The sequence below is a fragment of the Pontibacter korlensis genome, from assembly GCF_000973725.1.
Taxonomy (GTDB): domain Bacteria; phylum Bacteroidota; class Bacteroidia; order Cytophagales; family Hymenobacteraceae; genus Pontibacter; species Pontibacter korlensis.
This window is the reverse complement of record NZ_CP009621.1, coordinates 5114528-5140918: the sequence shown is the minus strand read 5'-3', so window position 1 is coordinate 5140918 and position 26391 is coordinate 5114528. Positions and strand designations below refer to the sequence as shown.

22 protein-coding genes and 1 pseudogene are annotated in these 26391 nt (G+C 48.2%); 8 read left to right on the top strand and 15 right to left on the bottom strand.

Translation table 11 applies throughout. The features are described from left to right. Positions 1-10: 10 nt before the first annotated feature. Positions 11-691, bottom strand: coding sequence for a succinate dehydrogenase cytochrome b subunit (locus PKOR_RS22035; RefSeq protein WP_046313547.1), 681 nt, complete (start codon positions 689-691; stop codon positions 11-13). A gap of 227 nt (positions 692-918) precedes the next feature. On the opposite strand from PKOR_RS22035, the gene PKOR_RS22030 reads away from it, so the two are divergent. The 4 genes from PKOR_RS22030 (at position 919) to PKOR_RS22015 (ending at position 6118) form a co-directional block, all read left to right on the top strand. Further along, positions 919-3690, top strand: a complete 2772-nt coding sequence (locus tag PKOR_RS22030; protein ID WP_235336957.1) for a T9SS type B sorting domain-containing protein — start codon at positions 919-921, stop codon at positions 3688-3690. Beyond that, positions 3690-4118 (top strand): thiol-disulfide oxidoreductase DCC family protein, encoded by a 429-nt coding sequence (locus PKOR_RS22025; protein ID WP_046313546.1) that lies wholly within the window; start codon positions 3690-3692, stop codon positions 4116-4118. Before PKOR_RS22030 ends, PKOR_RS22025 begins: the two co-directional genes overlap by 1 nt. A 144-nt stretch (positions 4119-4262) precedes the next feature. After that, positions 4263-5141, top strand: a complete 879-nt coding sequence (gene fabD, locus PKOR_RS22020; RefSeq protein WP_046313545.1) for an ACP S-malonyltransferase — start codon at positions 4263-4265, stop codon at positions 5139-5141. Positions 5142-5293: 152 nt separating this feature from the next. Continuing rightward, on the top strand, positions 5294-6118 hold the full coding sequence (locus tag PKOR_RS22015) for a CPBP family intramembrane glutamic endopeptidase (RefSeq protein ID WP_046313544.1): 825 nt from the start codon (positions 5294-5296) through the stop codon (positions 6116-6118). A 75-nt stretch (positions 6119-6193) separates the two neighbouring features. Here PKOR_RS22015 and PKOR_RS22010 read toward each other — a convergent pair whose 3' ends face one another. The 6 genes from PKOR_RS22010 to PKOR_RS21985 all read right to left on the bottom strand — a co-directional run bounded on the left by PKOR_RS22010 (position 6194) and on the right by PKOR_RS21985 (position 10448). Further along, entirely contained in the window at positions 6194-6988 is a 795-nt protein-coding gene (locus PKOR_RS22010; RefSeq protein ID WP_046313543.1) for a cytochrome c oxidase assembly protein, read from the bottom strand. A gap of 6 nt (positions 6989-6994) precedes the next feature. Then, positions 6995-7429: a DUF2243 domain-containing protein gene (locus PKOR_RS22005; RefSeq protein ID WP_046313542.1), complete on the bottom strand. Its 435-nt coding sequence runs from the start codon at positions 7427-7429 to the stop codon at positions 6995-6997. 123 nt (positions 7430-7552) lie between these two features. Beyond that, entirely contained in the window at positions 7553-8077 is a 525-nt protein-coding gene (locus PKOR_RS22000) for a GNAT family N-acetyltransferase (RefSeq protein ID WP_046313541.1), read from the bottom strand. Positions 8078-8080: 3 nt separating this feature from the next. Then, entirely contained in the window at positions 8081-8515 is a 435-nt protein-coding gene (locus PKOR_RS21995) for an SRPBCC family protein (RefSeq protein WP_046313540.1), read from the bottom strand. Between the two features lie 600 nt (positions 8516-9115). Beyond that, positions 9116-9610: a 2-amino-4-hydroxy-6-hydroxymethyldihydropteridine diphosphokinase gene (gene folK / locus PKOR_RS21990; RefSeq protein WP_046313539.1), complete on the bottom strand. Its 495-nt coding sequence runs from the start codon at positions 9608-9610 to the stop codon at positions 9116-9118. Then, on the bottom strand, positions 9603-10448 hold the full coding sequence (locus PKOR_RS21985; protein WP_046313538.1) for an alpha/beta hydrolase family protein: 846 nt from the start codon (positions 10446-10448) through the stop codon (positions 9603-9605). Before PKOR_RS21985 ends, folK begins: the two co-directional genes overlap by 8 nt. Positions 10449-10654: 206 nt before the next feature. On the opposite strand from PKOR_RS21985, the gene PKOR_RS21980 reads away from it, so the two are divergent. Beyond that, on the top strand, positions 10655-11632 hold the full coding sequence (locus PKOR_RS21980) for a polyprenyl synthetase family protein (RefSeq protein ID WP_046313537.1): 978 nt from the start codon (positions 10655-10657) through the stop codon (positions 11630-11632). A 175-nt stretch (positions 11633-11807) separates the two neighbouring features. Continuing rightward, positions 11808-12428 (top strand): class I SAM-dependent methyltransferase, encoded by a 621-nt coding sequence (locus PKOR_RS21975; RefSeq protein WP_046313536.1) that lies wholly within the window; start codon positions 11808-11810, stop codon positions 12426-12428. An 88-nt stretch (positions 12429-12516) separates the two neighbouring features. Here the strand turns inward: PKOR_RS21975 and PKOR_RS21970 are convergent, their stop codons facing one another. Further along, positions 12517-13698 carry a peroxiredoxin family protein gene (locus PKOR_RS21970; RefSeq protein WP_052739025.1) on the bottom strand — a complete coding sequence of 394 codons (1182 nt, stop codon included), beginning with the start codon at positions 13696-13698 and terminating at the stop codon, positions 12517-12519. A gap of 279 nt (positions 13699-13977) precedes the next feature. Between PKOR_RS21970 and PKOR_RS21965 the strand changes: the two genes are divergently transcribed. Further along, on the top strand, positions 13978-16257 hold the full coding sequence (locus tag PKOR_RS21965; RefSeq protein ID WP_046313534.1) for an aconitate hydratase: 2280 nt from the start codon (positions 13978-13980) through the stop codon (positions 16255-16257). 231 nt (positions 16258-16488) lie between these two features. On the opposite strand, the pseudogene PKOR_RS21960 reads toward PKOR_RS21965, so the two are convergent. From PKOR_RS21960 to PKOR_RS21950, 3 genes and pseudogenes are all read right to left on the bottom strand, one after another. Continuing rightward, positions 16489-18012: pseudogene (locus PKOR_RS21960) on the bottom strand (IS1182 family transposase); the annotation flags it as partial. 100 nt (positions 18013-18112) lie between these two features. Then, positions 18113-21409 (bottom strand): S8 family serine peptidase, encoded by a 3297-nt coding sequence (locus PKOR_RS21955; protein ID WP_046313533.1) that lies wholly within the window; start codon positions 21407-21409, stop codon positions 18113-18115. Between the two features lie 634 nt (positions 21410-22043). After that, entirely contained in the window at positions 22044-22340 is a 297-nt protein-coding gene (locus PKOR_RS21950; RefSeq protein ID WP_046313532.1) for a sll1863 family stress response protein, read from the bottom strand. A gap of 369 nt (positions 22341-22709) precedes the next feature. On the opposite strand from PKOR_RS21950, the gene PKOR_RS21945 reads away from it, so the two are divergent. Continuing rightward, complete coding sequence (locus PKOR_RS21945) at positions 22710-23147, top strand: response regulator (protein ID WP_046314766.1); 438 nt, start codon at positions 22710-22712, stop codon at positions 23145-23147. Between the two features lie 39 nt (positions 23148-23186). On the opposite strand, the gene PKOR_RS21940 is transcribed toward PKOR_RS21945, so the two are convergent. Genes PKOR_RS21940 through PKOR_RS21925 form a run of 4 tightly spaced genes read right to left on the bottom strand, consistent with a single transcriptional unit; the run spans position 23187 to position 26386 of the window. Next, positions 23187-24542 (bottom strand): sensor histidine kinase, encoded by a 1356-nt coding sequence (locus PKOR_RS21940; protein ID WP_046313531.1) that lies wholly within the window; start codon positions 24540-24542, stop codon positions 23187-23189. A 6-nt stretch (positions 24543-24548) separates the two neighbouring features. Continuing rightward, entirely contained in the window at positions 24549-25589 is a 1041-nt protein-coding gene (locus PKOR_RS21935; RefSeq protein WP_046313530.1) for an ATP-binding protein, read from the bottom strand. Continuing rightward, a complete protein-coding gene (locus PKOR_RS21930) occupies positions 25579-25983 on the bottom strand; it encodes an anti-sigma regulatory factor (protein ID WP_046313529.1) in 405 nt (134 codons plus the stop codon). Before PKOR_RS21930 ends, PKOR_RS21935 begins: the two co-directional genes overlap by 11 nt. Next, positions 25976-26386, bottom strand: coding sequence for an STAS domain-containing protein (locus tag PKOR_RS21925; protein WP_046313528.1), 411 nt, complete (start codon positions 26384-26386; stop codon positions 25976-25978). The genes PKOR_RS21930 and PKOR_RS21925 overlap by 8 nt, the downstream gene beginning before the upstream one ends. Positions 26387-26391: the final 5 nt, after the last annotated feature.

Below are 26391 nucleotides of genomic sequence, written 5' to 3'. Positions count from 1 at the left end.
AAAGCTTTTTTTACACAAAGAAGAAGAAATAGAGTGGGATTGCGGCAAAGCCCAGGCAAACCAGAACAGAGAAGGCTACACCAAATTTCTGGATGAACGGCGTGTACTTCTTGTGGTCAAGGCCAAGTGTTTGGAAGGCACTCTGGAAGCCATGGATCAGGTGATAAGCAAGTGCTACCATAGAGATCACATAGATTAGTACATACCACCAGATCTGGAACGACTGTACCACTTTCAGGTAAAGGTTGTCATACTCAACATCCTCGATTACCACGCCTTCCAAGCCGCCAAAGCGAGCCGGTACAAAGAAGTTCCACAGGTGGATGATCAGGAACACCAGGATAACTGTACCCAGAAGACCCATGTTACGAGATGACCAGGTGCTGTTCTCCTCCGGGTGGTTGTTTGCATAATCCACAGGGCGAGCAGCCTTATTACGTCTGGTAAGTACAACAGCATCGTAGATGTGGAACACAAATCCAAGCACCAATACAATCTCCATGATACGGATGATAGCATTGTGGGCCATGAAGTCCGAGTAGAGGTTGAAAGCAGCACCGCCGTCGTTTCGGAACAACTGCAGGTTTCCAATCAGGTGCACTACCAGAAAGGAGCAAAGGAAAAGACCCGTAACGGACATCACGATCTTTCGCCCGACTGTACTGGAAAACGTTTTAGTAAACCAATTCATCTGTGTTTGTTATAGGTTAAGTGATTTAAGCGTTATCTTTAACGCTCAAAGGTACATTCGGACCGTTTAGAAAACAATTTTGGATTCATATTTTGAATCAATCTAAATTGGTATCCGTACCTCTTAAAATCTGCGCCTTTTTCCCGCAACACGTCTACTTACACAACATTTATGTATTAATTAAGTTTAAGAATATAGCTACATTTACTGCCTAACCCGATCCATCTATGCTAAACCTTATACGCCTGAAGTATCTGCTGCATGGGAGTCTGTTGTGGGTGTTGATTTTACTGTTGTTGGGTACTTTTTCAGAAGTACAGGCTACTCATATTAGAGCAGGGGATATCACTGCCAAGAGGGACACTACGCCGAACCCTAACCCTCGCCGCTTTTTCTTTACTATGATCATTTACACCAACCACTTCTCGCAAGCCGAGGACCCGGAGGTGACAATATATACAGGGGCTGGCAACACTACACTTATAGTACCGCGAAAATCGGTAACTCCAATCAGTGCAGATACGGACAAGGAGGTGTTTGAGTGGGAGTACACTTACCCATCAGATGGTAGTTTTACCACTTACTGGATTGGGGAGAACCGTAATAACGGCATCCTGAACATGGCGCCACCTTCTGACCAGCGCTCTTTCTTTATCTCTACTACCATTGATATCAATGCCCTGCGTGGCTTTAATAGTACACCTGTACTTACAGTAGCTCCGCTTGATAAGGCTGCCCTTTTCCGCAAGTTTACCCATAACCCTGGTGCCTACGATGCCGATGGCGACAGCCTTGTTTTCAGACTGATTGCGCCACAGTATGAGCAGCCAAGTGGTGCCATTGCTGTGGTTCCTGGCTACAGCCATCCTAACCAAACATTTAACTGCCGTACTTCCGACGACAGCGGCCCTGCCATTTTTACACTTGACCGTAATACAGGTCAGCTCACTTGGGACGCCCCCTGTGTGGCAGGGGAGTATAATATAGCCTTTGTAGTGGAGGAGTGGCGAGTCGGGCCTAACGGAGGTGCCGTAAAGATTGGACAGGTAATACGGGATATGCAGATACGGGTAGAGGAAAACGAGAACCGCCCTCCTGTGCTGCAACCAAAAGATACTTGTGTGGTAGCCGGAACTACACTAAGAGGCATTGTTAGAGCCACTGACCCGGATGGTGACCTGATTAACCTGACTGTGGCTGGTAGTGGTATTGTGCCTCCTGCCACTTTCCGCCAGGTTACCAGAAACCCTGGCGTTGCTACAGGCGAGCTTATCTGGAACACAACCTGCGAAGATGTTCGTGAAGCACCATACCAGGTAGTATTCCGTGCCGAAGACGTTCGTCCTGACGGTGACAAGAGGCTAGCTGATGTGCAGCCTTGGAACATCAGGGTAATTGGCCCTCCGCCTCAAAACCTGAATGCCGCAAGTGCGGACCGAAACGTGACCCTGACCTGGGATTCTTATGTCTGCCAGAATGCTGATAAGATCCGCATTTACCGACGCGAAGGGCCGAGCAACTTTGTTCCGGATGAGTGCCAGACAGGAGTACCGGCTTCTACAGGCTATGTGCTGATAGGAGAGGTAGACGCCGGGCAAGTAACCTTTTTCGATGACAACAATGGCGCAGGCCTGAAAGCTGGGGTAGAGTACTGCTATATCATCTATGCAACCTTCCCGGCACAGCCACGCGGAGAGAGCCTTGCCTCTATAGAGGCCTGCGTGGTGATAGACCAGGACATCCCATACCTGACAAACGTGACGGTAGATGTGACTGACCAGACCAACGGGCAGATTACCGTGAAGTGGGCACAGCCTATAGAAGTTGAGGCGCTGACACCTCCGCTGGAGTATCGCCTGTATCGGAAAGTGGGTATGGGACCAGGAGAGGGCTTTACAGAAGTGAAGAGAACCCGCAACATGAATGACACCACCTTTGTGGACAGAGGCCTAAATACGGTAGAAAATGCTTACCGCTACCGCCTGGAGTTCTATCAAACACCAACACCTGGAGGGCAGCCTACTTCACTTCGTGATAGCACTGAAGCGTCTAGTGTGTACTTAGAGGCAACACCATCAGAAGGTGAGAACATAAAAGAGATACAACTTAACTGGACATATGAGGTGCCTTGGAACAACCAGGTGCTGCAGCATTATATCTATCGCGAGGTAGATGGTGAGTCTACACTAATAGACAGCGTTTCCGCATCTGCTACTGGAGGGGCCTATACTGATACAGGTACATTTAACGGGCAGGAGCTGCTGCGTGGGCAGGAGTACTGCTACTACGTGCAAACAGCCGGTACTTACCAGATTGAGGGACTGCCGGAGCCGCTGCTTAACAACAGCCAGCGGGTGTGTGTAACGCTACCGAAAAACATCTGTCCCCCGGAACTTAGCATTGATGTATTGGATTGTAGCCTGTTTGAGCAGAACCCTACCGAACCGCCGTACCAGAACGTGCTGACGTGGGCGCCGAACATTACTGGCGATTGTACAGATGAGATAGCTTACTACACAGTATACTTAAAGCCTACACTTGAGGCAGAGTATACGCCTCTGGATACAACCACTGAAACTACATACACGCACAGCGGCTTGCAATCATTTGCTGGCTGCTATGTAGTAACCGCTACCGACGTGAACGGGCGCGAGAGTGCGTTCAGTAATGAGGTGTGCAAAGACAACTGTATCTCATTTATACTTCCAAACATTATAACTCCTAATGGAGATAACCTAAATGACGTATTCCGTCCTAAAGTAAGAGCCTTTATTAGAAGTATGAGGTTTAAAGTATACAACCGTTGGGGTGTGCAGGTGTATGACAGTGGCAAGGTTACAGAAGGTGAAGGCCGCTACATTAACTGGCCAGGTGTAGATAAAGATGGTAACCGCCTGACCGATGGTACTTACTACTATGAGGCGGAAGTGGAATTCTATACATTAGATCCAGCCAGGGCCAGATCTACTTATAAAGGTTGGGTAGAGATAGTACAATAATGACATCATTACCAGATATACAGCAACTACAGGGCCGGCCCGTCGTGTTTTACGACGGCACCTGTGGCTTTTGCCAGGGCAGTGTGCAGGTAGTGCTGAAGCATAACAAGCGCCAGCACCTATACTTTGCGGCGCTGCAGTCAGGTGTGCTAGAAGCTTTGGTGCCAAAGGCTCAAATACCTGATCCTTTGCCTGATTCTATACTTTTTTACGAGAATGGTAAGCTATACGCAGAGTCTGAAGCGGCGCTGCGGATAGCAGGCCACCTTGATTTTCCCCTTTCCATACTTTCTATTTTCCGCATTATTCCTTTATCTTTCCGGAATTTTGTGTACCGCCTGGTAGCCAAAAACCGCTACAGAATAGCTGGTCGCACAGAGAGCTGCATGCTTCCAAGCCCTGAGCAAAGGGCAAGGTTTGTAGCCTAAACAAGCACTACAAGATTGATAAACACTAAGAGCTGCCTGAGTATGCAGCCTTGTGTATGGTAGTATCGCTGAACAGGCGATACTATGATCTTGTGCTGCTAAATCAGAGCGATAGATAAACGAACAACGATAAAAGAATACTAAATGAAAGCTTATGTTTTCCCGGGACAAGGTTCTCAGTTTGTAGGGATGGGTAAAGACCTGTACGAGCAGCACGAAGAAGCAAAGCAGCTGTTTGATAAGGCAAACGAGATCTTAGGCTTCAACATTACAGAGATCATGTTTAACGGCACCGATGAGGAGCTAAAGCAGACAAAGGTTACGCAACCGGCAATTTTCCTTCATTCTGTAGCTCAGGCGGCAGTAGCCAAAGACTTTGCACCGGATATGGTGGCAGGTCACTCGCTTGGAGAATTCTCTGCATTAGTGGCCAGTAAAGTGTTGAGCTTTGAAGATGGCCTGCGCCTGGTGTCGAAGCGTGCGCTGGCAATGCAAGCTGCTTGTGAGGCAAACCCATCTACCATGGCTGCCATACTTGGTTTGGCTGATGAGAAGGTGGAGGAAGTGTGTGCCTCTGTTGAGGGCGAGGTGGTAGTGGCTGCCAACTATAACTGCCCAGGCCAATTGGTAATCTCTGGCTCTAATAAAGGCATCGAGATTGCTTGCGAAAAAATGAAAGAGGCTGGTGCTAAGCGTGCTCTTCCTCTTCCGGTTGGTGGTGCGTTCCACTCGCCACTGATGAAACCTGCTGAGGAAGAACTGGCAAAAGCCATCGAGGAAACCACCTTTAGCCAGGGTATCTGCCCAATCTACCAGAACGTAGACGCGAAGCCACACACAGATCCAACTGAAATAAAGAAGAACCTGATCAGCCAGTTGACAGCGCCGGTTCGCTGGACACAGTCGGTGCAGCAGATGCTGGCTGATGGTGCTACGCACTTTGTAGAATGCGGCCCTGGTAAAGTTTTACAAGGTTTGGTGAAGAAGATTGAGCGCACGGCAGAGGTTAGCTCGGCTGAGTAAGCCTCAACTGAAAGTATAAAGTATAAACGCCCTCTCTGGTCTTGTGCCGGGGAGGGCGTTTATACTTTATAAATATGTCGGAGTAGTAAGTATAACCTATTGGATGCAAAGTATAAATAATTACATTTGCTCCTGCTCCTCAACCTAAAACTATGGAAAAGAAAACTCCTCTGGCTCTCTGGATACTAGGGTTCCTGCTGCTGAGCCTGTATGTAAATTTAGTGCCGCGCTTTTTTGATGCAGGCAACGTGCCGCTATGGTTTTTGTATTGGGCAGGCTTTTTTGTGCTGGCTTTTGTAGTAAGCAAGTACGTGCTAAAACTAGAGGGAATAAAGTCGCTTGGCGTGCGGCGGCACAGAGGCTGGTTGCAAAATCTGGGAATCGGTTTTTTTGTTGGCTTCCTGGTCTATGCCCTGAAGTACCTGACCTATTACGAACTTGGCAAGTTTGAGGTGGTGGGGCTGATGGAGCCATCATTTATACTTCCTATGCTGGCGCAGGCCTTGCTGGCTATGTTCTTCTCCTCTATCCTTAACGATATTACCATCCGGGGGTACTGGTACAGCTTTTTCCAGCGTCGGCGATTGTTGGCTTGGTACGTTTTTGCGGCAACAATGCTCTATACCATGGATGATTTCTGGAACGAAGGCATAGATTTCCTCAACCTCTTGTTCTCAGCCATACTTGGGTTAGCTTTCGCCTACACCGTGTTAAGAACCGGCTCCATCTGGATGTCGCTGGGCCTGCATTGGGGAGGCAACATGATGTACCGTGTCATGTACGGCTTTAGTGGTCAGGGTGTATGGCAACTGGAAAATGTGCAGGAGAGCCCCCTCTACGACTATGTAAGCTTAACTATAACAGCCTTGATGCTTCCTGCCGTTTATCTTGTACTGAAGATAGTGAGCAGATATGCTCACGCAGAACCAGGCATAGCGCAGCAGGAGGTGGGGCAGAAAAAGGTCGTAGCTCCGTAATATTTAGTTAGCTGAGTCATTTGGTCTAACTTCAGCATTCATGTATGTCCGAAATTAGGAGCCGCTGATTGTCAATCAATTGAACAGAGGATTTGCCTTATACCTTGGGTGGCTTTGCTTTTGATACCAAGCTGAGAACAGCGCAATAACGAGAAGGAGCTCCGAAAGGTCACCACCATAGTACATAATTTGAGCTGCACTTTGAATCTGCTCTGCGCTATGTGGCGAATTTACTGGGAGTAAACGCGCATACATCAACTTGCTGAGGTATGCATGAGCTGCTATACTTATGAATATTACCGTCACCCTTAGAGTAAAGCCAGGCCTCCTGGGCGCAGGATCTGGGCCAGCTATGGACCAGGTAAACAAATAGCCTGCGGCCAGAAAGTGAAAGTGTAACAGGAAGTGCAGGCTTGGGCTGGTTAATGTAGTATTATACACAGGTGTCAGGTACAGCACGAACATACCCCCGATGTTTAGCAGAAACGCCGTAACAGGATGACCTACTACGTGGAATAAGTTACTGCCAAGAACCGTAGTGATACCCCTGGAGGTATACTTGGGTAGTGTTTTGAGCGCTAAGGTTACAGGCATGCCAAAAACTAACCCGATAGGGGCGAACATGCCTATTAAGAGGTGCTGCACCATGTGCCCCCGTATGTCGTGGTGGGCAAACTGCATCATTTGTGGCAACATGGCTATCGTAAGTAAGCCAATACCGCTCGCAAAGCTAAGGGTTCTCCAGTAGCTCCAGCTTTTGCCATGCCCTTGCAGAGAAATCACCCCAAGCAGATAAATAAACAGCATTGCAGCAATGAGCAAAAGCGGCACATAAGAGGCGATGCTGGTGCTGGTTTCGTGATGCTGCATAAGGCCTTAGTTGGCTGATGATATAGTGCTTGCAGCTTTAGATTTCCTCAGTAGAACAAGGCCAATGATCAGGAGGAGGAGGCCCGCCAGGTTCCAGGCAAGATCATACGGAAGAATGTTGTCTACGCCATACCGTACTTGATGTAGCCTGAGAACTTTATGATCTACAATGCCGTCGAAAAGCTGAAAGCCGCCAAGACCAATAAAGAAACCTGCCCATGCCCTGAGCGGAACAAGTGCCTGCTGCCGGCGCACATCAGAAAACATAAAGAACCCTGCCACAATGGCGATTAACTCTGCTGCGTGCAGCAAACCGTCTGTTAACAAGCCTATTTCCGGAGTAGAGCGGTCGTAGAAGTGGTGCCAGGACAGAAGTTGGTGGAATATAATTTCATCAATTGCAGCCATCATACCCACTCCTATAAGCAGTGCGGCCCGCATAGATCGCTTTGGCTGTAGTTGATGATTTTGTTTTACCCCCACGTTATATAAGTATGGTTTATACCTTACCGGGATATACTTGTGGCAGTAAGTACAGGTTGCGGGAAAGAGAGCAGGTGAGGGCTACTTCTCTAGCGTGAGGTGGTAAAAAAACAGCTCCTCATTAGCGTTGGGAAGCGTAATAAGGCCATTATACTTTAGTCCCAGCTTTTCAAGCAGCTTTTGGCTTGCCTTGTTATCTTTTGTAGTGATAGCGTAAAGCTGCCTTAACCCGAAGTGATTGAAGGCAGCTTGTTTTAGCTTATTGGTGGCCTCAAAAGCATAACCATGCTTTTCATGCTGTGGAAGAAACGCAAAGCCAATGTCTATGCCGGGCAATCCTTCGCGGTCGTAGAGGCCGCAGGTGCCCAATTTGGTGCCGTCTGCTTTGCGTATAACGGTGTAGGTACCATACCCCAGCCTTTCTAGCTGAGGCAACATCCTGCTGCTGATATACTCCTCTGCGGCCTTTAAAGATTTTACGTTTCGGTCGCCTATGTATTTCAGCCACTGCGGCGTGTTCAGGAGCTCATAAATAAAAGGAGCGTCTTCATAAGATGTAGGCCTGATGATTAACCGCTCCGTTTCGAAAGATGTGTAAGGGTGCATATTTTAACGGCTGATGAGTTCATCCATCTGCTGCATCATACCTAACCAAGCCTCTCTGGTTCTATCAGCGTAGTCTTTCCAGGTCTCGTCCATCTGGTGCACTAACCTTACAGCTGAGCCGCCGCCAGCCGGCTTTATGTGTATAGTTACAGTATCAACATCTTCCATATCATCCATCGCCCAGGTAAATGAAATGAGGTATGGCTGGTCCAGCGTCAGATACTCGCCATGGTGGCTAACCGGCTGCCCATCCCGCACCTGCACAATGCAGAATCTACCACCTACCTCAGCGGCTATCTCAACCGGCTCGGTTTCCCCTAGCCCGGGAGCAAACCACTGCCGTGCCAATTGCTCATTAAGCCATGCGCTGTACACTACCTCAGGATTGCCGGTGTAGGTGTAGTTTACTTCTACTTCGAAAAGATTTTTATCAGACATGCTGCTTATACTAGGTTAGTGTAGGTTGTCATGAACATTAACTTTGATTAGACACTGGCAACTTGTAGATACCATTTTACTGATGAGCCTTTATCTTTCTTTTTCCTCTGGAGTCATTAGATCTTCTGTGACTGTAATGCAGCACAACGTTACTCGTGCAGCCGATGGGCGCGGCGTAGCCGAGCGTAAAGGCTGATCTTTGTTGGCAAAAGTTGTTCTTCCATTATCATTGTTCTGTAGACTCAATCACTCAGTTTTAATTTGTGATATAACAGCACAAGCAAGGCTACAACTGCTATAGGACAAGTGAATAAGAAGAAGTAATACCAGAATTTCAACCTTTGTGTGGTTGTACTTAATTCTACTTCAGGAGAAGTAATATAATCAAGTCTTCTTTGGTCACCATACAAAGCACCTAAATTAAATATCTCAAGCAAAGAGAAGAAGAAGTACAGCGTTAAAAGCAGGACAATAGAATAAAACAGGTATCTGTTGCTTATCAAGTTTACAGCCGTTCTTATGCTCTTTATAGTTTCAATTTTTGCTAACTACTTTATAGCAGTAAACATAGGCTTATCTGCATTATGTGCGAAAGATCCGCTACTCATCTCTACCCACATACTCCCACACCTCCAGTTCATCAGGACATTCCTGCAGCAGCTGATTTATACTTCTGCCTAATGCCGGGTGCTCAAACTCAGGAGCGAGCGCTGCCAATGGCAACAAGGTGAAGCGGCGGAGGTGCAACTGCGGATGGGGAATAGTTAGTCGCTGGGTCTGCTGCACCAGGTCATCATAGAAGAGTATGTCAATGTCTATAACACGTGCCCCCCAATGCTCCAGCCGTACCCGCCCAAGCTCCTGCTCAATAAGGTTTATACTTTGCAGCACCTGTTCCGGGGCTAGGTGTGTCTGCAGCTCCAGTACCTGGTTCAGGAAGTTAGGCTGATTGGTTTTGCCCCAGGCAGCAGTTTCATACACTTTGGAGATGCGCGTTAGGGTTCCAACCTGCTCGTTTATACTTTCGCGGGCCTGTTGCAGATAAGCAGTGCGGTCTCCAAGATTGCCACCTAGAAGCAAGTATACTTTATGCATGTCTCCGGAAGAAATCTATACTTAAATCAGCAGCTGTTTGGGCTGCACCTGGTAATACGTCTGCCTCATAAGGGTGCTTTCCTCCGAAAGAGTGATCGGCCTCCGGCAGCAGGTGAAGCTCAGCGTCAGGCTTCCAGCTTTTGAGCTCGTGTGCCATCTTTGTAGGTAAGGTTTCATCCTGCTCGCCGTGCAGCAGCAGTAGGGGCTGTTGCAGGCGCTTTACTACTGTTGGTATATCGAGGCGGTGCTTATTTTCGAGAAAATTCTCAACAATTTGGTAGTACAGTGGCATCTGCAGGCCAGTTCGGGCATTTTGCACATACTGCACTCCTTTCTCTTTCCACTGCTCCATTTGCAGGTTGTCCCAACGGTTATCGTACCTGTTTACGCCAGCCCAGCTTGCTACGGCCTTCACACGTGGTTCCTCGGCAGCCTTAAGTATAACTGCCCCTCCGCCACGGCTGTGACCTATCAGGTAGATGCGCTTTATGTCCAACTCCTGCACCTGTAAGGGTGGGTTATCGGAATGTAGCAAATCAATCAGTGCCTGCATGTCGTCAAGCTCCAGGCTGAAGTTGTTCTGCCCGAACGCTTCCATGTCATGCATATCGGAGTAGTCCTCAACGGTTGTGCCGTTGTAGGCGAAGTTGAATTTGATGAACACAAAGCCTTGCTTCGCAAAGTAAGAAGCAAGCAGGTTAAAATGTCCCCAGTCCTTAAAGCCTTTAAAACCGTGGGCAAAAATAACGATTGGCTTAGGTGTGCTGTCGGGCCAGAAGGTGGCATCGGCTGTAAACGGGCGTCCGTGTTCGGGATATACTACAAAATCAACTTTCATCTATATATGAATGGGGTAGCTTTATGGTTAAATTGCTGATTACGTGTTAAACAGAAAGAAGACGGCAAAAACAACTGTCACACTATTCGGAGTAACTATTCACCAATATAACAATTCGGGTTGCAGCAATTTAACAATTAAATGCTGTTTTACCACCCCGCGTTTGGAAAGCACTCCGGGAGGCCGTAATATTGCGGACTTAACACATGAGCATAAGTCTAAACGAAATACAGGCGCCCATCGCGTCGGAGATGCAGCAGTTCGAGAAGAAGTTCAGGGCTTCCATGAAGACCCGCGTTTTGCTTCTGGATCGGATAATGAGCTACATTGTGAAGCGCAAGGGAAAGCAGATGCGGCCTATGTTCGTGTTCTTTATGGCTAAGCTCTTCCAGGAAAGCATTACGGATGCCACTTACCGTGGCGCTGCCCTTATTGAACTGTTGCACACAGCCACCCTGGTGCACGACGACGTGGTGGATGATGCCAATTACCGTCGTGGTTTCTTCTCTGTCAACGCCCTCTGGAAAAATAAGATTGCTGTACTGGTAGGAGACTACCTGCTCTCGAAGGGTCTGTTGCTCTCGCTGCAGAACGACGATTACGACTTGCTCAAGATCGTGTCAAACGCTGTGAAGGAGATGAGCGAGGGAGAGTTGCTGCAGATAGAAAAAGCCCGTCGTCTCGACATCACAGAAGATGTATACTTCGACATTATCCGTCAGAAAACAGCCTCATTGATTGCTTCCTGCTGTGCAGTGGGTGCTGCCTCCGCTGGTGCCTGTAAGGAGGACGTGGAGAAGGCCCGGCTGTTTGGTGAAAAAGTGGGTATTGCCTTCCAGATAAAAGATGACCTTTTTGATTACGGCACCGCCGAGATCGGTAAACCGGTGGGCATCGACATCAAAGAGAAGAAAATGACCTTGCCGCTCATCCACGCCCTGCGCGAATCTGACTGGATGACAAAGCGACGCGTGATTTACAACGTTAAAAACAACAACGGAGATAACAAGCGCGTGCAGAAGGTAATCAACTTCGTGAAAGAGTCTGGCGGTATTGAGTATACCATTCAGGCTATGAACCGCTACCATGCTGAAGCTTTGGCGATACTTCATACTTTCCCAGACACTCCATCTCGCCGCTCCCTGGAGCAACTCATTGCTTATACTATAGAGCGGGAGAAGTAAGCTCAAGAAGCTAGCTTTTAGCCGATAAGTTTAGATAGATTTTGCAGTATGCGCAGTTTCTGTGAGTGTTTGAAAAGCAGCCTATCTTATACTTTTATAAACATCAGCTGAAATTTTGAAACAGGTAGTATAGGTACAGTAGGTAGCTTTGCTTTTGCAAGATAACCTATGAAAGATGAGCCTGAACACCAACACCTGGAATCGCCTGCGGTATACGCTGTACCTTCCTGTTTACGACTTTATCGCGGACCGTATTTTCCGAAAGTATAGAAAGCGCTCTGTACAACTGCTGCGGGCAAAACCTGCTGATGCCATACTCATACTTGGAGCAGGTACTGGCCTCGACTTACCTTACCTGCAAGGCTACACCAACCTGACCGCCATCGATATTACCCCTGGCATGGTAGCCAAACTAAAGCAGCGGGCGCACAAGCTAAACATAACAGTAGATGCCCAGGTAATGAACGGGCAACAGTTGCGCTTTGCAGATGCCTCTTTCGATGCGGTTATATTGCACCTTGTACTTGCCGTCATTCCTGATCCAGAGGCGTGTATTAAGGAGGTAGAGCGGGTGCTGAAACCAGGTGGTACTGTAATGGTGTTTGACAAGTTCTTGCCCGACGGGCAAAAGCCTTCTGTGGTTCGACGCCTCTTGAACCAAGTTGCCAGTGCCCTCTTTTCTGACATCAACAGAAGTATAGGTAATATCGCCCAGCATACATCCTTGGTGATCGAATTAAATGAACCAGCCGCTTTGGGAGGTGCCTTCAGGTTGGTGAGACTGCGAAAGCCTTAGGTAAAATACTGAGCAGAGTCGACTGGAAAGCAAAAGGCCGCAGCTCCTAGAAACTGCGGCCTTTTGCTTTTCTTTGATGGGAGTTTTACTACTTCTCAGCCAGTAGTTCTTCCATGGTCTTGTTGAAATCAGCTACCCATTCTTCGTAGTACTGGCCAGTACCTGGACCAGAAAAGCCGGTGTGGATTTTGCGTACTTTTCCGTCGCGGTCGATAAAGATAGTGGTAGGGAAGGAGAGGACGTGGTTCAGGGCTGGCAGTGCCTTAGCAGCAGCTTCCTTGTCAGACACACCTGCAACCAACAGGTCGTAATTCACATCCAAGCGGTCCTTCATCTTCTGCAGGCGGGCAGCGGCTTTCTCAAATTCTGGGCTACGCTCAAAGCCAAGGCCGATAATCTCTAACCCACGATCCTTATTCTTATCATAGTATGGTGCCAGGAAGTTCGTCTCATCCATACAGTTCGGGCACCAGGAGCCAAGCAGCTGCACAATCACGACTTTGTTTTTATACTTGTCGTCAGACAGCGACACTTGCTCGCCCTGTAGGTTAGGGAAGCTAAAGCTTAATGACTCATACCCTGGCTTCAGGTAAGTAAGTGTGTCGGCGCTGGCGAGCTCGGCATTTGGGTTACGCTTGGCAGTCCAGCTTTCGTAGCCTTTCATACCCGAGTAAAAATGGCCGGTCAGGGTGCTATCGGTATTGGGCTTGGCTGTGAACAGGTAGGCATGGTTACCGTCAAAAGTAGATACTTTCAGTTCATCACCTTCTACCTGCCCTTCCAGGTAGCGGTAGTCGCCTGTTTCGGTCAGGAAAGTACCGGTTACGTTGTTATCCTGCTGTTCGAATACGCCTACTGCTTTATAGCTTTTGCTGCCGTCTTTCTCGGTGAACACTACTTCCCATTTGCCGTCATAGTCAAAAGTAGCTTGGGCTGGCTCGGCTGCAAAGCGGTTCTCCTTGCCATGCTCAGCCGTGAAAGGCACAGAATAAGGCTCTTTGGTATCGTTCTTTACAAAACGACCTGCCATTTTGCCGCCTTCAACTTTGGCAATCAGATCTGCGTCAAAAATATGAAGGCCTATTTTAACTGAATCTTCCTGCTGCTGAATATCATCTACAAGAATGCGCTCCTCGCCGTTGATAAGGTAAAGTACAGTTTTGCCGTCTTTCTCCTCGGCCTGCATGATGAACGGAATTTCTTTACCCTCGGCGTGCTGCAGGGCTACCCGCCAGCTGCCGGTTTGGATCGTGTTATCAGTAGATGTCATAGAGCTACAGGAAATTAGAAGTTGTGTTATCAGCAATGCCAAAAACAAAAAGGGTCTGGTGTAGGTATTATTAAAGTGATGTTTCATGCGCTTAAGATTTAAAATGACTGATTACAAAAGTACAGCCTATGACTTAAAAATCCGCATTTTAATGATTATGCATGCATATTAATGTAGCAACCTATATTCGTGAAAGCTTATGTTTTTCAAGATATATAGTTTTCGTACATTTGTAGACTATTATAAAATAGAGTATAAAACACTAACAATAGCAAAACTATGGCATTTGATTTAGAAATGATCAAGGCGGTGTATGCCGGCATGGATGAGCGTATTGCAGCTGCCCGCCAGGCAGTGGGGCGTCCGCTTACCCTGACAGAGAAGATCCTGTATTCTCACCTGTACGATGGTACAGCGAAGCAGGGCTTCGAGCGTGGAAAGTCTTACGTAGACTTTGCTCCGGACAGGGTAGCAATGCAGGATGCCACGGCACAGATGGCCTTGCTTCAGTTCATGCAGGCTGGTAAGCCGCAAGTAGCTGTACCGTCTACTGTGCACTGCGATCACCTGATCCAGGCACGTGTAGGTGCTGATTCTGACCTTCAGGACGCGTACAACGAGAACAAAGAAGTTTATGACTTTCTTGCTTCTGTATCGAACAAGTATGGTATCGGCTTCTGGAAGCCGGGTGCTGGTATCATTCACCAGGTAGTACTGGAGAACTACGCATTCCCGGGTGGTATGATGATTGGTACCGACTCACACACACCTAACGCTGGTGGTTTGGGTATGGTAGCAATTGGTGTTGGTGGTGCCGACGCTGTAGACGTAATGGCAGGCATGCCATGGGAGCTGAAGTTCCCGAAAGTTATCGGTGTGAAGCTGACTGGTAAAATGAGCGGCTGGACTGCACCAAAAGACGTTATCCTGAAAGTGGCTGGTATCCTGACTGTAAAAGGAGGTACCGGTGCTATCGTGGAGTACTTTGGCGAAGGTGCTGAGAGCATGTCTTGTACTGGTAAGTCTACTATCTGTAACATGGGTGCAGAGATTGGTGCAACAACATCAGTATTTGCTTACGACCAGAAGATGCGCGAATACCTGAACGGTACGAAGCGTGAGGAAATTGTTCAGATGGCTGATGAGGTAGCGCATAACCTGCGTGCTGATGACGAGGTTTTAGCTGATCCGGCTGCTTTCTATGATCAACTGATCGAGATCGACCTTTCAGCGCTAGAGCCGCACGTAAACGGACCATTCACTCCGGATGCAGCATGGCCAATTTCTCAGTTCGCTGCTGTAGTTAAAGAGCACGGCTGGCCAGCTAAACTGGAGGTAGGTTTGATTGGTTCTTGTACTAACTCTTCTTACGAGGACATCACACGCTCTGCTTCTATTGCAGCTCAGGCTGTAGAGAAAAACCTGGAGGCTAAGTCCGAGTTTACCATCACTCCTGGTTCTGAGTTGGTTCGTTATACTACTGCCCGTGATGGTTTGTTAGATACATTTGCTCAGATGGGTGGTGTTGTATTGGCAAACGCTTGCGGTCCGTGTATCGGCCAGTGGGCTCGTCATACAGACGATCCTAACCGTAAGAACTCAATCATCACTTCATTCAACCGTAACTTCGCGAAGCGTAACGACGGTAACCCGAACACACACGCGTTCGTGGCTTCACCAGAAATCGTAACAGCTTTCGCTATTGCCGGTGATCTTACTTTCAACCCGCTTACGGATACGCTTACAAACAGAGACGGCCAGCAGGTGAAACTTGATGAGCCAAGAGGCGTTGAGATGCCACCACAAGGCTTTGCGGTAGAAGATGCTGGATATGTAGCTCCTGCTGAAGATGGTAGCAGCGTTGAAGTAGTAGTTGATCCTGCTTCTGACCGTCTGCAACTGCTGGAAGGCTTTAAACCATGGGAAGGTACAGACCTAAAAGGCCTGAAGCTTCTGATTAAAGCACAAGGTAAGTGTACTACTGACCACATCTCAATGGCTGGTCCGTGGTTGAAGTACCGTGGTCACCTGGACAACATCTCTAACAACATGTTGATCGGTGCCATCAATGCTTTCAACGGTGAGGCTAACAACGTTTACAACGACATGACTCGTGGTTACGATACAGTTCCTGCCACTGCTCGTACTTACAAAGCTGCCGGTATCGGTACAGTGGTTGTAGGTGATGAGAATTACGGTGAAGGTTCATCTCGTGAGCACGCTGCTATGGAGCCACGCCACTTGGGTGTTCGTGCGGTTATCGTGAAGTCTTTCGCGCGTATCCACGAAACTAACCTGAAGAAGCAAGGTATGCTGGCCCTTACGTTTGCTAACAAAGCAGACTATGACCTGATCGATGAGAACGATACTATCGATATCCTGGGTCTGGAAGACTTCAGAGAAGGTCAGCCACTGAAAGTTGTTCTGCACCACCCAGATGGCAGCCAGGACAGCTTCCTTGTTAACCATACTTACAATGCAGGTCAGATTGAGTGGTTCAAAGCTGGTTCTGCTCTTAACCTGATCCGTCAGCTGCAGAAGCAAAACGCTAACGCATAATTGCGCAGCAGTTTTAGGTATAAGAAAAGGGGGTGTCCTGAAAGGGCACCCTCTTTGCGTTTATCTGGCTGCTGTTGTTTTTCAGGCGGCCATGTAGAGAACGGCTCGTCTCGGGCTGAAAAAGGCGGAAAAGTGGTCCAGCAAGCAAGCATGAGCCGCGGTCGGCTGTTTCAGCGCGCCAGAGAGGCCGGAGGCGGCCCTTTCCAGCGCCTCTTCGAAGGCTTTTACTCCCTTTCGGGCTACTTTGCGCAGGTTATGGGCCACAGCGGCCAGGCCAAAGTCCACCTCGGCTTTGGCCAGCGTGCGCAACCTAAAGCGGGTGAAGCGGTTGTTGCTCTTGACCTGCCCAAACACGGCCTCGGGCTCAATGGCCCTTTGCCTGCGGTGGCGCACCCCCTCCTCGCTCAACAGTAGCTCCCGGGCCTTTGCCTTCAGGCGCTGGAGCCGGTGGTTGACCTCGATGACTCTGTTGCCCTTGCCCCTGAAGCACTGCCCTCTTAAGGGGCAACTCTCGCACCGGCGGGCCTGGTAGCGGCTCACCTGCGAGACATAACCCAAGTCAGATGTACGCTCGTACTGGCCCACCTGCTCCAGCCGCTGGCCCATGGGGCAGACGAAGAAGTCCTCCTGCTGGTTATAGTACAGGTTAAGCGGATGGAAGATGTCATTTCGGAACTTGCGCTTCTGCTCTTGATGGAAGTAGTTGTACTTGACATAGGCCTGGATCTGCTTATCCTCGAGCCAGGCGTAGTTCTGCTCCGAGCCGTAGCCGGCGTCGGCCACCACTTCTTTTGACTGCTGCTGGTAATGCTCCTGGAACTGCTGTAGGTGGGCAATCAGGGTGGCCGTGTCGCCCGGCCGCTGGTGCAAAGAGAAGTTGGTGATCAGCTGGTTCTCCGAGCTGATCTGCACGTTGTAGGCCGGCTTCAGCTGCCCGTTCTTCATGTGGTCTTCTTTCATCCGCATGAAGGTGGCGTCCTCGTCTGTTTTGCTATAGCTGTTCCTGTCACCGAGCTTCTCTAACTGCTCCTCGTATTTTTGTAGTCGCGGCAGGTGCTCTTTTTCCAGTTTGGCCACCTGCTTGCGGGCTTTCTTGTCCAGCTCAGCCACGTGCTCGTTGAGCTTTTGAATCTCCTCTTTGAGCCGGTGGGCGTCCACCTTCTCGGGCAGCCGCTCCTGGGGCGCTTTCCTGTCTTCTTTGATGGCCTGGCCGATGTCACAGAGCACGCTGCGGATCTTTCTCTCCAGCCTTTCCTTGTTCTTCTCCACCGCTCCCCGCCACACAAAGGTATAGCGATTGGCGGCCGCCTCTATCTTGGTGCCGTCCACGTACTGGGTCTCGAGGCTCACATACTCCAACCGGTGCATCAGGCGCACCACCTGGGCGAAGAGCTCCTGGACCTGGTTTTTGAGGCGACGGCTTCTAAAGTCATTGATGGTGCGGAAGTCGGGGGTGCTGCCGCCCGAGAGCCACATGAAGTGGATGTTCTCTTCCAAGGCCCGGGCAATGCGGCGGCAGGAGTAGATGTTGTTCAGGTAAGCGTAGAAGAGCACTTTCAAGAGCATCCGTGGGTGGTAGCTGCTCGTGCCCCCGCCTTTATAGGTGGCTATGATGCGGTCGATGTTGAGCTCATCGACCACCCGGTCCACGAGCCGCACCGGGTGGCCTTCCGGGATGCGGTCTCCGATGCTTTGGGGGAACAGGACCACCTGGTGGCCCGGCTGCGCCTTGAAAACAACGCTGCGCCTTTTCATGCCTACTAAAATAGCAAAAGGCCAAGAAATGAAAAAGGGACTGCCCTTTTTGGACAGCCCCTTTTTATTTTCTACAGGCTCAAGTTTTAAAGTATAAGTTTTACTTTCTCACCAGTATACGCTCCACATACGTTTGCCCCTGGTACGTAATGTGAGCAATATAAACACCAGCAGTAAGATGGCTGAGGTCGTAGCGTATACTGGTGCTGCTGGTTGCAAGCGGTACTGCGGACACTGCTTTACCAGTCATGTCTGTCAGGCGTACCTCAGGTATAGAATTTTGCTGCTCTGTTACAGGCCTTGTCAGGTTCAGGGTGATTTGCCCTGTCGTTGGGTTAGGGTACAACCTTGGTGCGGAGTCAAACACGTCGAGCACCTGCTGATAGGAGCTTCGTGTACAGTTTAAAATATTAGTAACTGTAAGTGTTACGGTGTAGCTGCCTGGCTTTTTATAGGTATGCTTCGGATGCTGCTCAGATGATGTATTGCCATCACCAAAGTCCCAGAGCCAGCTGGTGGCATGGTCGCTCTCATCTTTGAATTCTATAGCCTTGTTGATCTGTGCAGTGTTTGCCAAGCCTCTGAACGAAGCATGAGATGTTGGTACGACCTGTACTTCCATTGGCACAAGGTTGCTTAGGTAAAGAGAATCTGCGTTGGCAACGTATATCTGGCCGCTTTCCAATGCCTCACTTATTGTGAACTCAGAACCAGAGGCCAGTAATTCGGTTGCTTCAGGATCGGCGTAGAAGTTGAAGTAGCTTCCTCCGTCCGGAGCAATCACCACGGCGTCAGCAGCACATGTCTGGTAAGCCATAGCAACTGGAGCAGGGCCAGATTTAATGCGTTTATACTTCTCCTGTGCGGCCTGTGCATGTTCTTTCAAAGCGTCCAGATTATCGCCGGCCACTACTGCAAAAGCAATTGTTTTCGTCTGGCGAGGGGCAAGGTCAACAGCGGTAGCGCCTACCACATGCGATATACTGTTGCCATACTTTCCGCCGGCACGCTCACGGCTCACACCATTCGAGATAACTTTATACTTCTCTGCCGCTGAAAAACCATCATCAACGGTAACAGTAGAGTCATTTCGGCCAATATTATCTATCGCGTGGTAGATTAGCTGATTTTCAGGAGTCAGAATCTTGATACCAGTATAAGGTAAGGAGGCGCTGGCATGGTAGGCATAACCTAATTTCAACTCAGCATCCCAGCCTGCTTTATTCTCTGTGTAGTTACCTATATCCCAATCAGCAAAAAGGCCTGCGTGCAATACTGGAATCGCTTCTGTAGACTTATTTGTGAGCTGGTATTCAATAATCACATAATCCTGATCCGGGTCGCTGGCCCATGAGTAACCAATAGTCTTTACTTCCACCAGTGGGTGCCCCTGTACCTTTGTCTCCATCAGGCTTCTGATTTCCTGGTCAGCCAGGCGTGTATTGAAATGAGGTGTAGTAGGAACCAGTGTGGTAAAACCACGACTATTCTGCCAGTTTTCGTTATGGATGTTATCTGCTACTTTTCCTTCTGCTGCAGACAAGACCAGCCCACCTTCGAACAGGAGGGAAGAACTACCTTTATAGGTTGCACCTACTCCCTGCTTCAGGTTAAGGCCATTATAGCCAATATTGCCCTCGCTGTTGAGCGTTAAGTGCAAGTTTCCGGCATTAAGGGTTACAAAATTAGGATTGATGATCAGCGTAAAATGCTGGAAATCGCTGTAATCACCATCTGAATAACCCAAACGGAAGTATACTTTATGGTTATTGGGTGCATCATTTGAAATCCTGATCAGGAAAGGAGGCTTACCTGATGAGGCTGTACCCATAGTACCTATACTCTTTAACTTTATTTTATCCTGCACCACGCTTACATGCGGCGACAGGGATGTTAGAGTAACCTCCAGGTCATTAACAGGAGAGAGTAGGTTGATGAAGCTGGCATCTAATGTTACTACGCTTCCTGCCGTCATACTTTGGTTAGGGCTTGGCGCAAACGAGAGGCAGCGAACTGATTTAAGCGCTTCAGCTTTAAGTGCCTTTTTCAGGTTAAATCTGCCCTTGCCAAGCATTTCTAAGTATGGCTGGTTTCCTGCCAGATTATAAATATCGTCTGCACTTACTCTCAGCCTTTCGGCTACCTGACCTGCATTAAGATCAGGAAACCGTGCCCGTACTAAGGCGGCACCACCAGCTACAGTAGGGGCAGAAAAGGAAGTACCACCGACATTGCCGTATCTGGCGTCCCCGAGTACAGATGTGCTGTAAATTTCGGCGCTAGGAGAGATGAGGTCGATATTATAGCTGTAAGTATGGTCTTTGAATTTTACATCCTGTTTATTAGAGCCTCCTACAGAAAGTACATTTTTGTAAGAAGCAGGGTAAAAGTCTAAGTGAGCATTGGTGTTACCGGCTGAAGCAACTATCAGCACGTCTTTTTCAAGGGCAGCATAGTTGATGATATCCTGCTCAAACTCAGAATAACCGGTGCCGCCCCAGGAGAGGTTAATAACTTTACATCCCTTGTTAGCAGCATATACAATAGCCTCATATCCGCCAAAAGGACCATTAGGGTAAGAAGAGAAAACCTTAAGCGGCATAAACATGGCGTTATAGCCTAAACCTGCCATGCCTGTTCCGTTGTTAGTAGCACCGGCAGCTACACCGGCTACAGCAGTGCCATGTCCCCGCCAGGGGCTATCATCGGCTACATCGTTGTCACGGTCGGCAAAGTCCCAGCCGCTGAAATTGTCAATATATCCGTCTCCGTCGTTATCTATGCCGTCAATCGGGTCGTCGTAATTATGCTTTACTTTTGACTTCAAGTCCTGGTGTGACAGCCTAAAGCCGGTGTCAAGTATACCGATAACCATGTTAGTATCGCCACGCTCCACTGCCCAACCAGCGTAAGCTTGCACCTGCTTTAAGTAAAACTGTGTTGTTTTAGTAGAATCGGAGGCAGGGTCGTTTGGCTGGTGTAAAGGCTCACGTATATACAGCGGCTCCACGTAGGCTACCTGTCCTGTTGCCATCAGGGCAGTTTTAACCTCTTCAAAAGAGTGGCTGGAAGCATACTGCAACTCATAAATAAGCGAAAGGTCTACAGCCGGGGCAGCTCTTCGTGCACTGGCCATTACCTGTTGTGCCGCTACCTGAGGAAACTTCTGAGTTACCTGCTTTGCACCGATCTGCTGTAGTACCTGGATTATACCTTCTCCGGGCGCTTTGCGGAGGAGAGTTGATTGCTGAGGCTTTAGTTTATACACTACCCGGTTAGGAATAGTGTTATTTCCAAAGTCTAAAGCAGGACGTTGTGCGTACAGCAGGGGTACGTACAGCAAAAACAATAATGCGAGTACTAAACTGCGCTTGGGCAGCGATATAAGGGTAAACATTTGCTCAATATAATATCCTTGAGTGTACGACTTTGAATTAGAGCATTTCATGGACGGGTACTGCAAAAGTACCAAAAATCCATTAGAGGAAATTAGAAGCGTAATCTTTTCTTACAAATATTTTCGCTATAATCTCTTCAACTGATATTTTATAGCAAATGTTTCTTTTTAAGTAAAAAATATAATAAAATTACTAAAATCTTGGAGTTGCCGAACAGCATCAAGAAACTAGTTCAAAGGCTATAGAGGCTCTAATAAAGTGGACTTTTTTTGCCTGCTAACCCAAGAACTCATCTCCTGAAGAGTATGGCGAAACTGCAGATAAGGAGTGGCGTGAAAAGTAAAAGGCACTTTAAATAACAACTTCACAGAGCTGCTACAGGAAGAGAATAATGGATGGGAGGAGACTTGCGGGTACACCTGTAAGCTATAACTTAACAAGCGGAATAGATGTGAACCAGAATACAGGCTTCTCCGATTTTCGTGTTTCGGTAGGTAATCGGACAGGTAATTTTTCGGTCATTACCTTAAGTTCGTGATTAAGCGCTTTACCTGGATGTGCTTCCGTGGGACAACAGCAGGATAAAAAATAGAACAAAAAAGCCTGTGCTCTATACGGCACAGGCTTTTTTACTTATTTAAACAGGTTATCTAAATCTTTTTTCAGGCTGTCCAGGCCGTTGCGTAAATCCTGCCATGTAGATTGGTCATCATCTGCGTCTTTCATTTTGCTGGCTATTAGCTCTCGCTTTTTCTCCAATCCTGCAATATGCTCGTGATACGTATGATTAGAGTCTGAAGTGGTAGCATTAGCACGTGCGCGCAGCGTTTTTATCTTACTATCCAGCTCATCCAGACTTTTCTGTACCTCGCCTTTGGTAAGATGAGCCGGTGCTCGCATATGTTCTGGTTTTAAAGGGTAATGATCCATAGTATAAATGCTTTTTTTAAGATCTAGCCAAGTAGGCACATAACCATACTACTCTTATTAAGCCCAAAAAGATGTGTGCGTGACTACAAAATGCAGTAGGAATGGGGCAGCTGTAGCTACAGAATTCTTGCGTTGGCAGGTGCTGTTCTTGCTGAATTTACTCTTTTGCTAAAGGCTGTGTTTACAACAAAGAACTAATGCGATAAAAGTGATATATATCATTAATTCCCCTTTTTGAAAAACCAGTGTTTGATATTAACAAGGGTTATGCGATCTTCGCAAAAGATAAATAATATCGCCTGTATTTACTGTTTTTATGTTGACGGCAGGCTAAACTTTGAAAGGATATAAGGCAGTATGAGCGGTTTGATGAAGCCTTACGGATACCCTCTTGATCTGGTGTTACTAGTAGACGACGACGATACTACTAACTACCTGAACGAGCGGTTATTGAAGGAGATGCAGTTAGCAAGAGAGATAAAAACTCTTAAAAATGGTAAAGAGGCGCTTAATTATCTGGCCAAATCAGAAGGGCTAGGGGCTAGTGCAGAGTATAAGCGACCGGACCTGGTGTTTCTGGATATCAAGATGCCTGTTATGGACGGGTTCTCGTTTTTGGAGGAGTACCATAAGCTATCTACAGATGAGGTAAATCCTGTGATTATACTTATGCTTACTTCCTCTGCTAGCTTTTATGACCTGGAGAGGCTGAAATCCTTCCGAAAAGTGAAAAAACACTTCTCTAAGGCACTGACAAAGCATGATGTACACGAAATTATGACGGAGTTCTTTAGCAAAGTAAAATAAAATCAAAGGAGGTGCTGCCACAAACAGCACCTCCTTTGTTTATAAGCCTTCCTGTATCAGCTCAGCCTTAGGCCAGGTAAAAGAAAAGCGACTGCCGCGCCCTTCAGACTCCACCCATACTTTGCCACCTTTTTCCTCTATGATTTTGCGTACAATAGAGAGCCCTAGTCCGGAGCTATCTGCCTGTGGGAAAGACTGCCCTGTTTCATACATATCGAAGATTTGCTGCTGAAGCTCGGGGGCTACGCCAGGGCCGTTGTCTATTACAGTGAAGTACAGCCAATCGCTACCCAACGTATAGCTTACCTGCAGATGTGCCTGCTCTGGCCGATCGTGATACTTTATAGCGTTACCTATAAGGTTGCTGAACACCTGGTACAAGTATACTTCCTGAGTATACAAAACGGGTAAATCATCTTGTACTTCTATCACGAAAGAGGCTGGCACATTTAGCGAGGAGATAACCTGGTGCAGCAACACTTGCAGGTCGAGGGCTTTTTTGGGCAGGTTGTGATGCCCGGCCAGTGAGTAGGCAAGTATGCCGGTAATCAGGCGGTCCATCTTCTGAGTTTGCTGTCGCAGCATTGGCAACACAAAGTTTGCCTCCTCAAACTGTCCGGCTTCCAGGCAGGCTTCCAGAGCAGTGGTAATACCATTTATATTTTGCAGCGGCGCACGCAAATCATGCGATACAGTATGGGCAAAGGCGTCTAGGCTTTGGTTTATCTCCTGTAGCATATGGTTCTTCTTCTCGCGCTCCTCCAGTAGTTGGCTAACATCGTGGTTCGACTGCTGCAGCTGCGTGTTCAGACGACGGATCTCCTGCAACTGTTGTTCTGCCTCCAGGTTTCGCATTCGAAGTTGCTCCAGTACCTCCAGAAGCTGCATGTTTTGGCGTTTTATTTCGGCATAGGGCGATATATCCGACTCATGATTAAATTCCTCAACCCATTTTTCAAGTGCATGGTAGGTAACGGTAGGCCCTGTTTGGGAAAGTCTCTTGCCCAGCCTTACCCGGGTACCACGTTCAGAATCACTTTCGATCTCAAACAGGTCCACCAGCTTTTTGGAATTGATGATGCCGGTACCACGGGAGCCATTGTTGTTATAGTCGGTGCGGGCAAGTATGAGTTCCAGGTTGCCAATGCCGCGTCCACGATCAGTTACAAGCGCCTCCAGGTATTTGTAGCCAGATACCTCCGTCAGGCTATACTGTATAGTGCCGTTGCCCACATACTCTATTACGTTGCGACATATCTCCGAGACAGCCGTTGCAAATTTTGTTTGGTTTGCCTGCTGCATGCCCAACCGCTCTGAGAGCTGCATGGCTCGCTTGTAGGCTAACACTACGTCTAGTTCGTTATTAACGTCTATTTTAAGAATGCTTCGCTGCATGGGAAATTATGGTCTACTTCGGCAAACTACCACCAGGGTGTCATCGGTTTGGCGGCTGTTGTCCTTGTAAAGCAGGGCAGCCACAGTGGTTGGCAAACAGCGGTTCAGTGACTGGTACTTGCTCAGGTCCCATCTTGACTTCAGGCCATCGGAGTGGAGCACGATTGTGCGGTGTCTTCCCCATTCCAGTTCCTGGTTGTTTAGAGTGGTAGGTATGTTGTGTCCTAGTATGCCGTTGTAAGAAATCATGTTCTTATACGGATTGTTACCGTACGATGAATCAGGAGCGTATAACTTGCCGGCTATATTGCCAATGCCACAGTAGCTCATGCGCCAGTTATTGGCACTTATGTTGGCCACAAAGCCTACAGCGCCCCGTGTTCGCTTTATACTATGGTGGATGTGGCGCAATGCATCAGCAGGTAGTAGGGAAGGAGAGGAAGTATATACTTGCACGGCCAGTTGTGCAGCCTCATGTGCGTTTAGGCCGTGTCCTAATCCGTCCAGTGCCAGCAGGTACAATTCCTTACCCTTTTCTATTATGGCCAATCCATCTCCACAGAGGGTCTCCTTGGGTTTAGGTACCAGCACGTAACCAACTTCGTGAGATTTTTCAGCCTGTGGTGCAGTAGCTGCCTTGCTGTGTTTAAGAATTCTGGAAAGTATAACCGTGCCAACCCCCTGCTGCGAGTACAGGTCAAAAACATCCGATTGCCTTTTGATGGCACCCAGGCCTTCCCCAGCTGTTCCAAATGTGGAGACGCCGTCTTCCTGCATCTTTACAGGGTCAGACATACCGGGGCCGTTATCGAGGCAAATTACTTCAATACCTTCTGTAGGTAACCCTAGCGAACGGACCAGCAACTCACCACCCTGTGCCGCGTGTTTAGATAGGTTAGACACCATCTCCGACACAACAATGTTTAGCTTCCCCACCTCGTTTGCAGACATGCCCATACGTTCTGCAATGCTTGTAATATCACGCTTGGCAATATTGGCATACGATTTATCCGGTATCAGAAAACGTTGGTGCTGATTAACGTCCATGCTTCCAGTGTATTATGGTTACAGTAGTGCCTTCTCCCGGTGTGCTTTTAATGTCGAACTCGTTCACCAGGCGTTTTGCCCCCGGTAATCCGAGTCCAAGGCTTTTTCCTGTAGAGAAGCCGTCGCGCATAGCCTGTTGCACGTCTGCAATACCTGGGCCCTTATCAATAAAAACCAGCCTTATGCCAGACTGCGCATTTTTACTGATGGTTTCCAGCATTACTTTTCCGCCATTGGCATACTTGAGCATATTCCGCACCAGTTCGCTGGCAGCAGTTATCAGCTTGGTCTGGTTTACCAGGCTCATGCCAATTTTGGTACTAAGCTCCCGCACTCGGTTCCGGAAAGGCACTACATCCTGCTCCCGCACGATTTGCATCGTGTCTTTAGTCATTACGATCATCCGGGTCCTCCTCTTCGTCTTTTTCGGAATCTTCCAAGATGCCTATCTTATCTTGCAAGAGCTCCATGCCTTTCTCCACATCAAGGGCAGTGTACACGCCCTGAAGGGTAAGGCCAAGCTCTACCAATGTGATAGCTACGGCAGGTTGCATGCCCACCACAACTGTTTCAGCATCCATTATCCGAGACATAGAGGCAATGTTGCCCAGAATGCGTCCCATAAAGGAATCTACTATACTTACTGCTGATATATCAATGAGAACGCCTCTTGCCCCTGTTTTGCTTACCATGCCAATAAGGTCGTTTTCCAGGGTCAGGGCTAGCCGGTCGTACAAATCTACCTGTATGGTTACAAGTAGGAACGGCCCCATCTTCAGAATCGGAATTCTATCCATTTTAT

Bases quoted from the DNA above. Each gene is read 5' to 3' on its own strand.
- PKOR_RS22035 (WP_046313547.1), bottom strand. From the start codon at position 691: ATGAATTGGTTTACTAAAACGTTTTCCAGTACAGTCGGGCGAAAGATC.
- PKOR_RS22030 (WP_235336957.1), top strand. From the start codon at position 919: ATGCTAAACCTTATACGCCTGAAGTATCTGCTGCATGGGAGTCTGTTG.
- PKOR_RS22025 (WP_046313546.1), top strand. From the start codon at position 3,690: ATGACATCATTACCAGATATACAGCAACTACAGGGCCGGCCCGTCGTG.
- fabD (WP_046313545.1), top strand. From the start codon at position 4,263: ATGAAAGCTTATGTTTTCCCGGGACAAGGTTCTCAGTTTGTAGGGATG.
- PKOR_RS22015 (WP_046313544.1), top strand. From the start codon at position 5,294: ATGGAAAAGAAAACTCCTCTGGCTCTCTGGATACTAGGGTTCCTGCTG.
- PKOR_RS22010 (WP_046313543.1), bottom strand. From the start codon at position 6,988: ATGCAGCATCACGAAACCAGCACCAGCATCGCCTCTTATGTGCCGCTT.
- PKOR_RS22005 (WP_046313542.1), bottom strand. From the start codon at position 7,429: ATGCGGGCCGCACTGCTTATAGGAGTGGGTATGATGGCTGCAATTGAT.
- PKOR_RS22000 (WP_046313541.1), bottom strand. From the start codon at position 8,077: ATGCACCCTTACACATCTTTCGAAACGGAGCGGTTAATCATCAGGCCT.
- PKOR_RS21995 (WP_046313540.1), bottom strand. From the start codon at position 8,515: ATGTCTGATAAAAATCTTTTCGAAGTAGAAGTAAACTACACCTACACC.
- folK (WP_046313539.1), bottom strand. From the start codon at position 9,610: ATGCATAAAGTATACTTGCTTCTAGGTGGCAATCTTGGAGACCGCACT.
- PKOR_RS21985 (WP_046313538.1), bottom strand. From the start codon at position 10,448: ATGAAAGTTGATTTTGTAGTATATCCCGAACACGGACGCCCGTTTACA.
- PKOR_RS21980 (WP_046313537.1), top strand. From the start codon at position 10,655: ATGAGCATAAGTCTAAACGAAATACAGGCGCCCATCGCGTCGGAGATG.
- PKOR_RS21975 (WP_046313536.1), top strand. From the start codon at position 11,808: ATGAGCCTGAACACCAACACCTGGAATCGCCTGCGGTATACGCTGTAC.
- PKOR_RS21970 (WP_052739025.1), bottom strand. From the start codon at position 13,698: ATGACATCTACTGATAACACGATCCAAACCGGCAGCTGGCGGGTAGCC.
- PKOR_RS21965 (WP_046313534.1), top strand. From the start codon at position 13,978: ATGGCATTTGATTTAGAAATGATCAAGGCGGTGTATGCCGGCATGGAT.
- PKOR_RS21955 (WP_046313533.1), bottom strand. From the start codon at position 21,409: ATGTTTACCCTTATATCGCTGCCCAAGCGCAGTTTAGTACTCGCATTA.
- PKOR_RS21950 (WP_046313532.1), bottom strand. From the start codon at position 22,340: ATGGATCATTACCCTTTAAAACCAGAACATATGCGAGCACCGGCTCAT.
- PKOR_RS21945 (WP_046314766.1), top strand. From the start codon at position 22,710: ATGAAGCCTTACGGATACCCTCTTGATCTGGTGTTACTAGTAGACGAC.
- PKOR_RS21940 (WP_046313531.1), bottom strand. From the start codon at position 24,542: ATGCAGCGAAGCATTCTTAAAATAGACGTTAATAACGAACTAGACGTA.
- PKOR_RS21935 (WP_046313530.1), bottom strand. From the start codon at position 25,589: ATGGACGTTAATCAGCACCAACGTTTTCTGATACCGGATAAATCGTAT.
- PKOR_RS21930 (WP_046313529.1), bottom strand. From the start codon at position 25,983: ATGACTAAAGACACGATGCAAATCGTGCGGGAGCAGGATGTAGTGCCT.
- PKOR_RS21925 (WP_046313528.1), bottom strand. From the start codon at position 26,386: ATGGATAGAATTCCGATTCTGAAGATGGGGCCGTTCCTACTTGTAACC.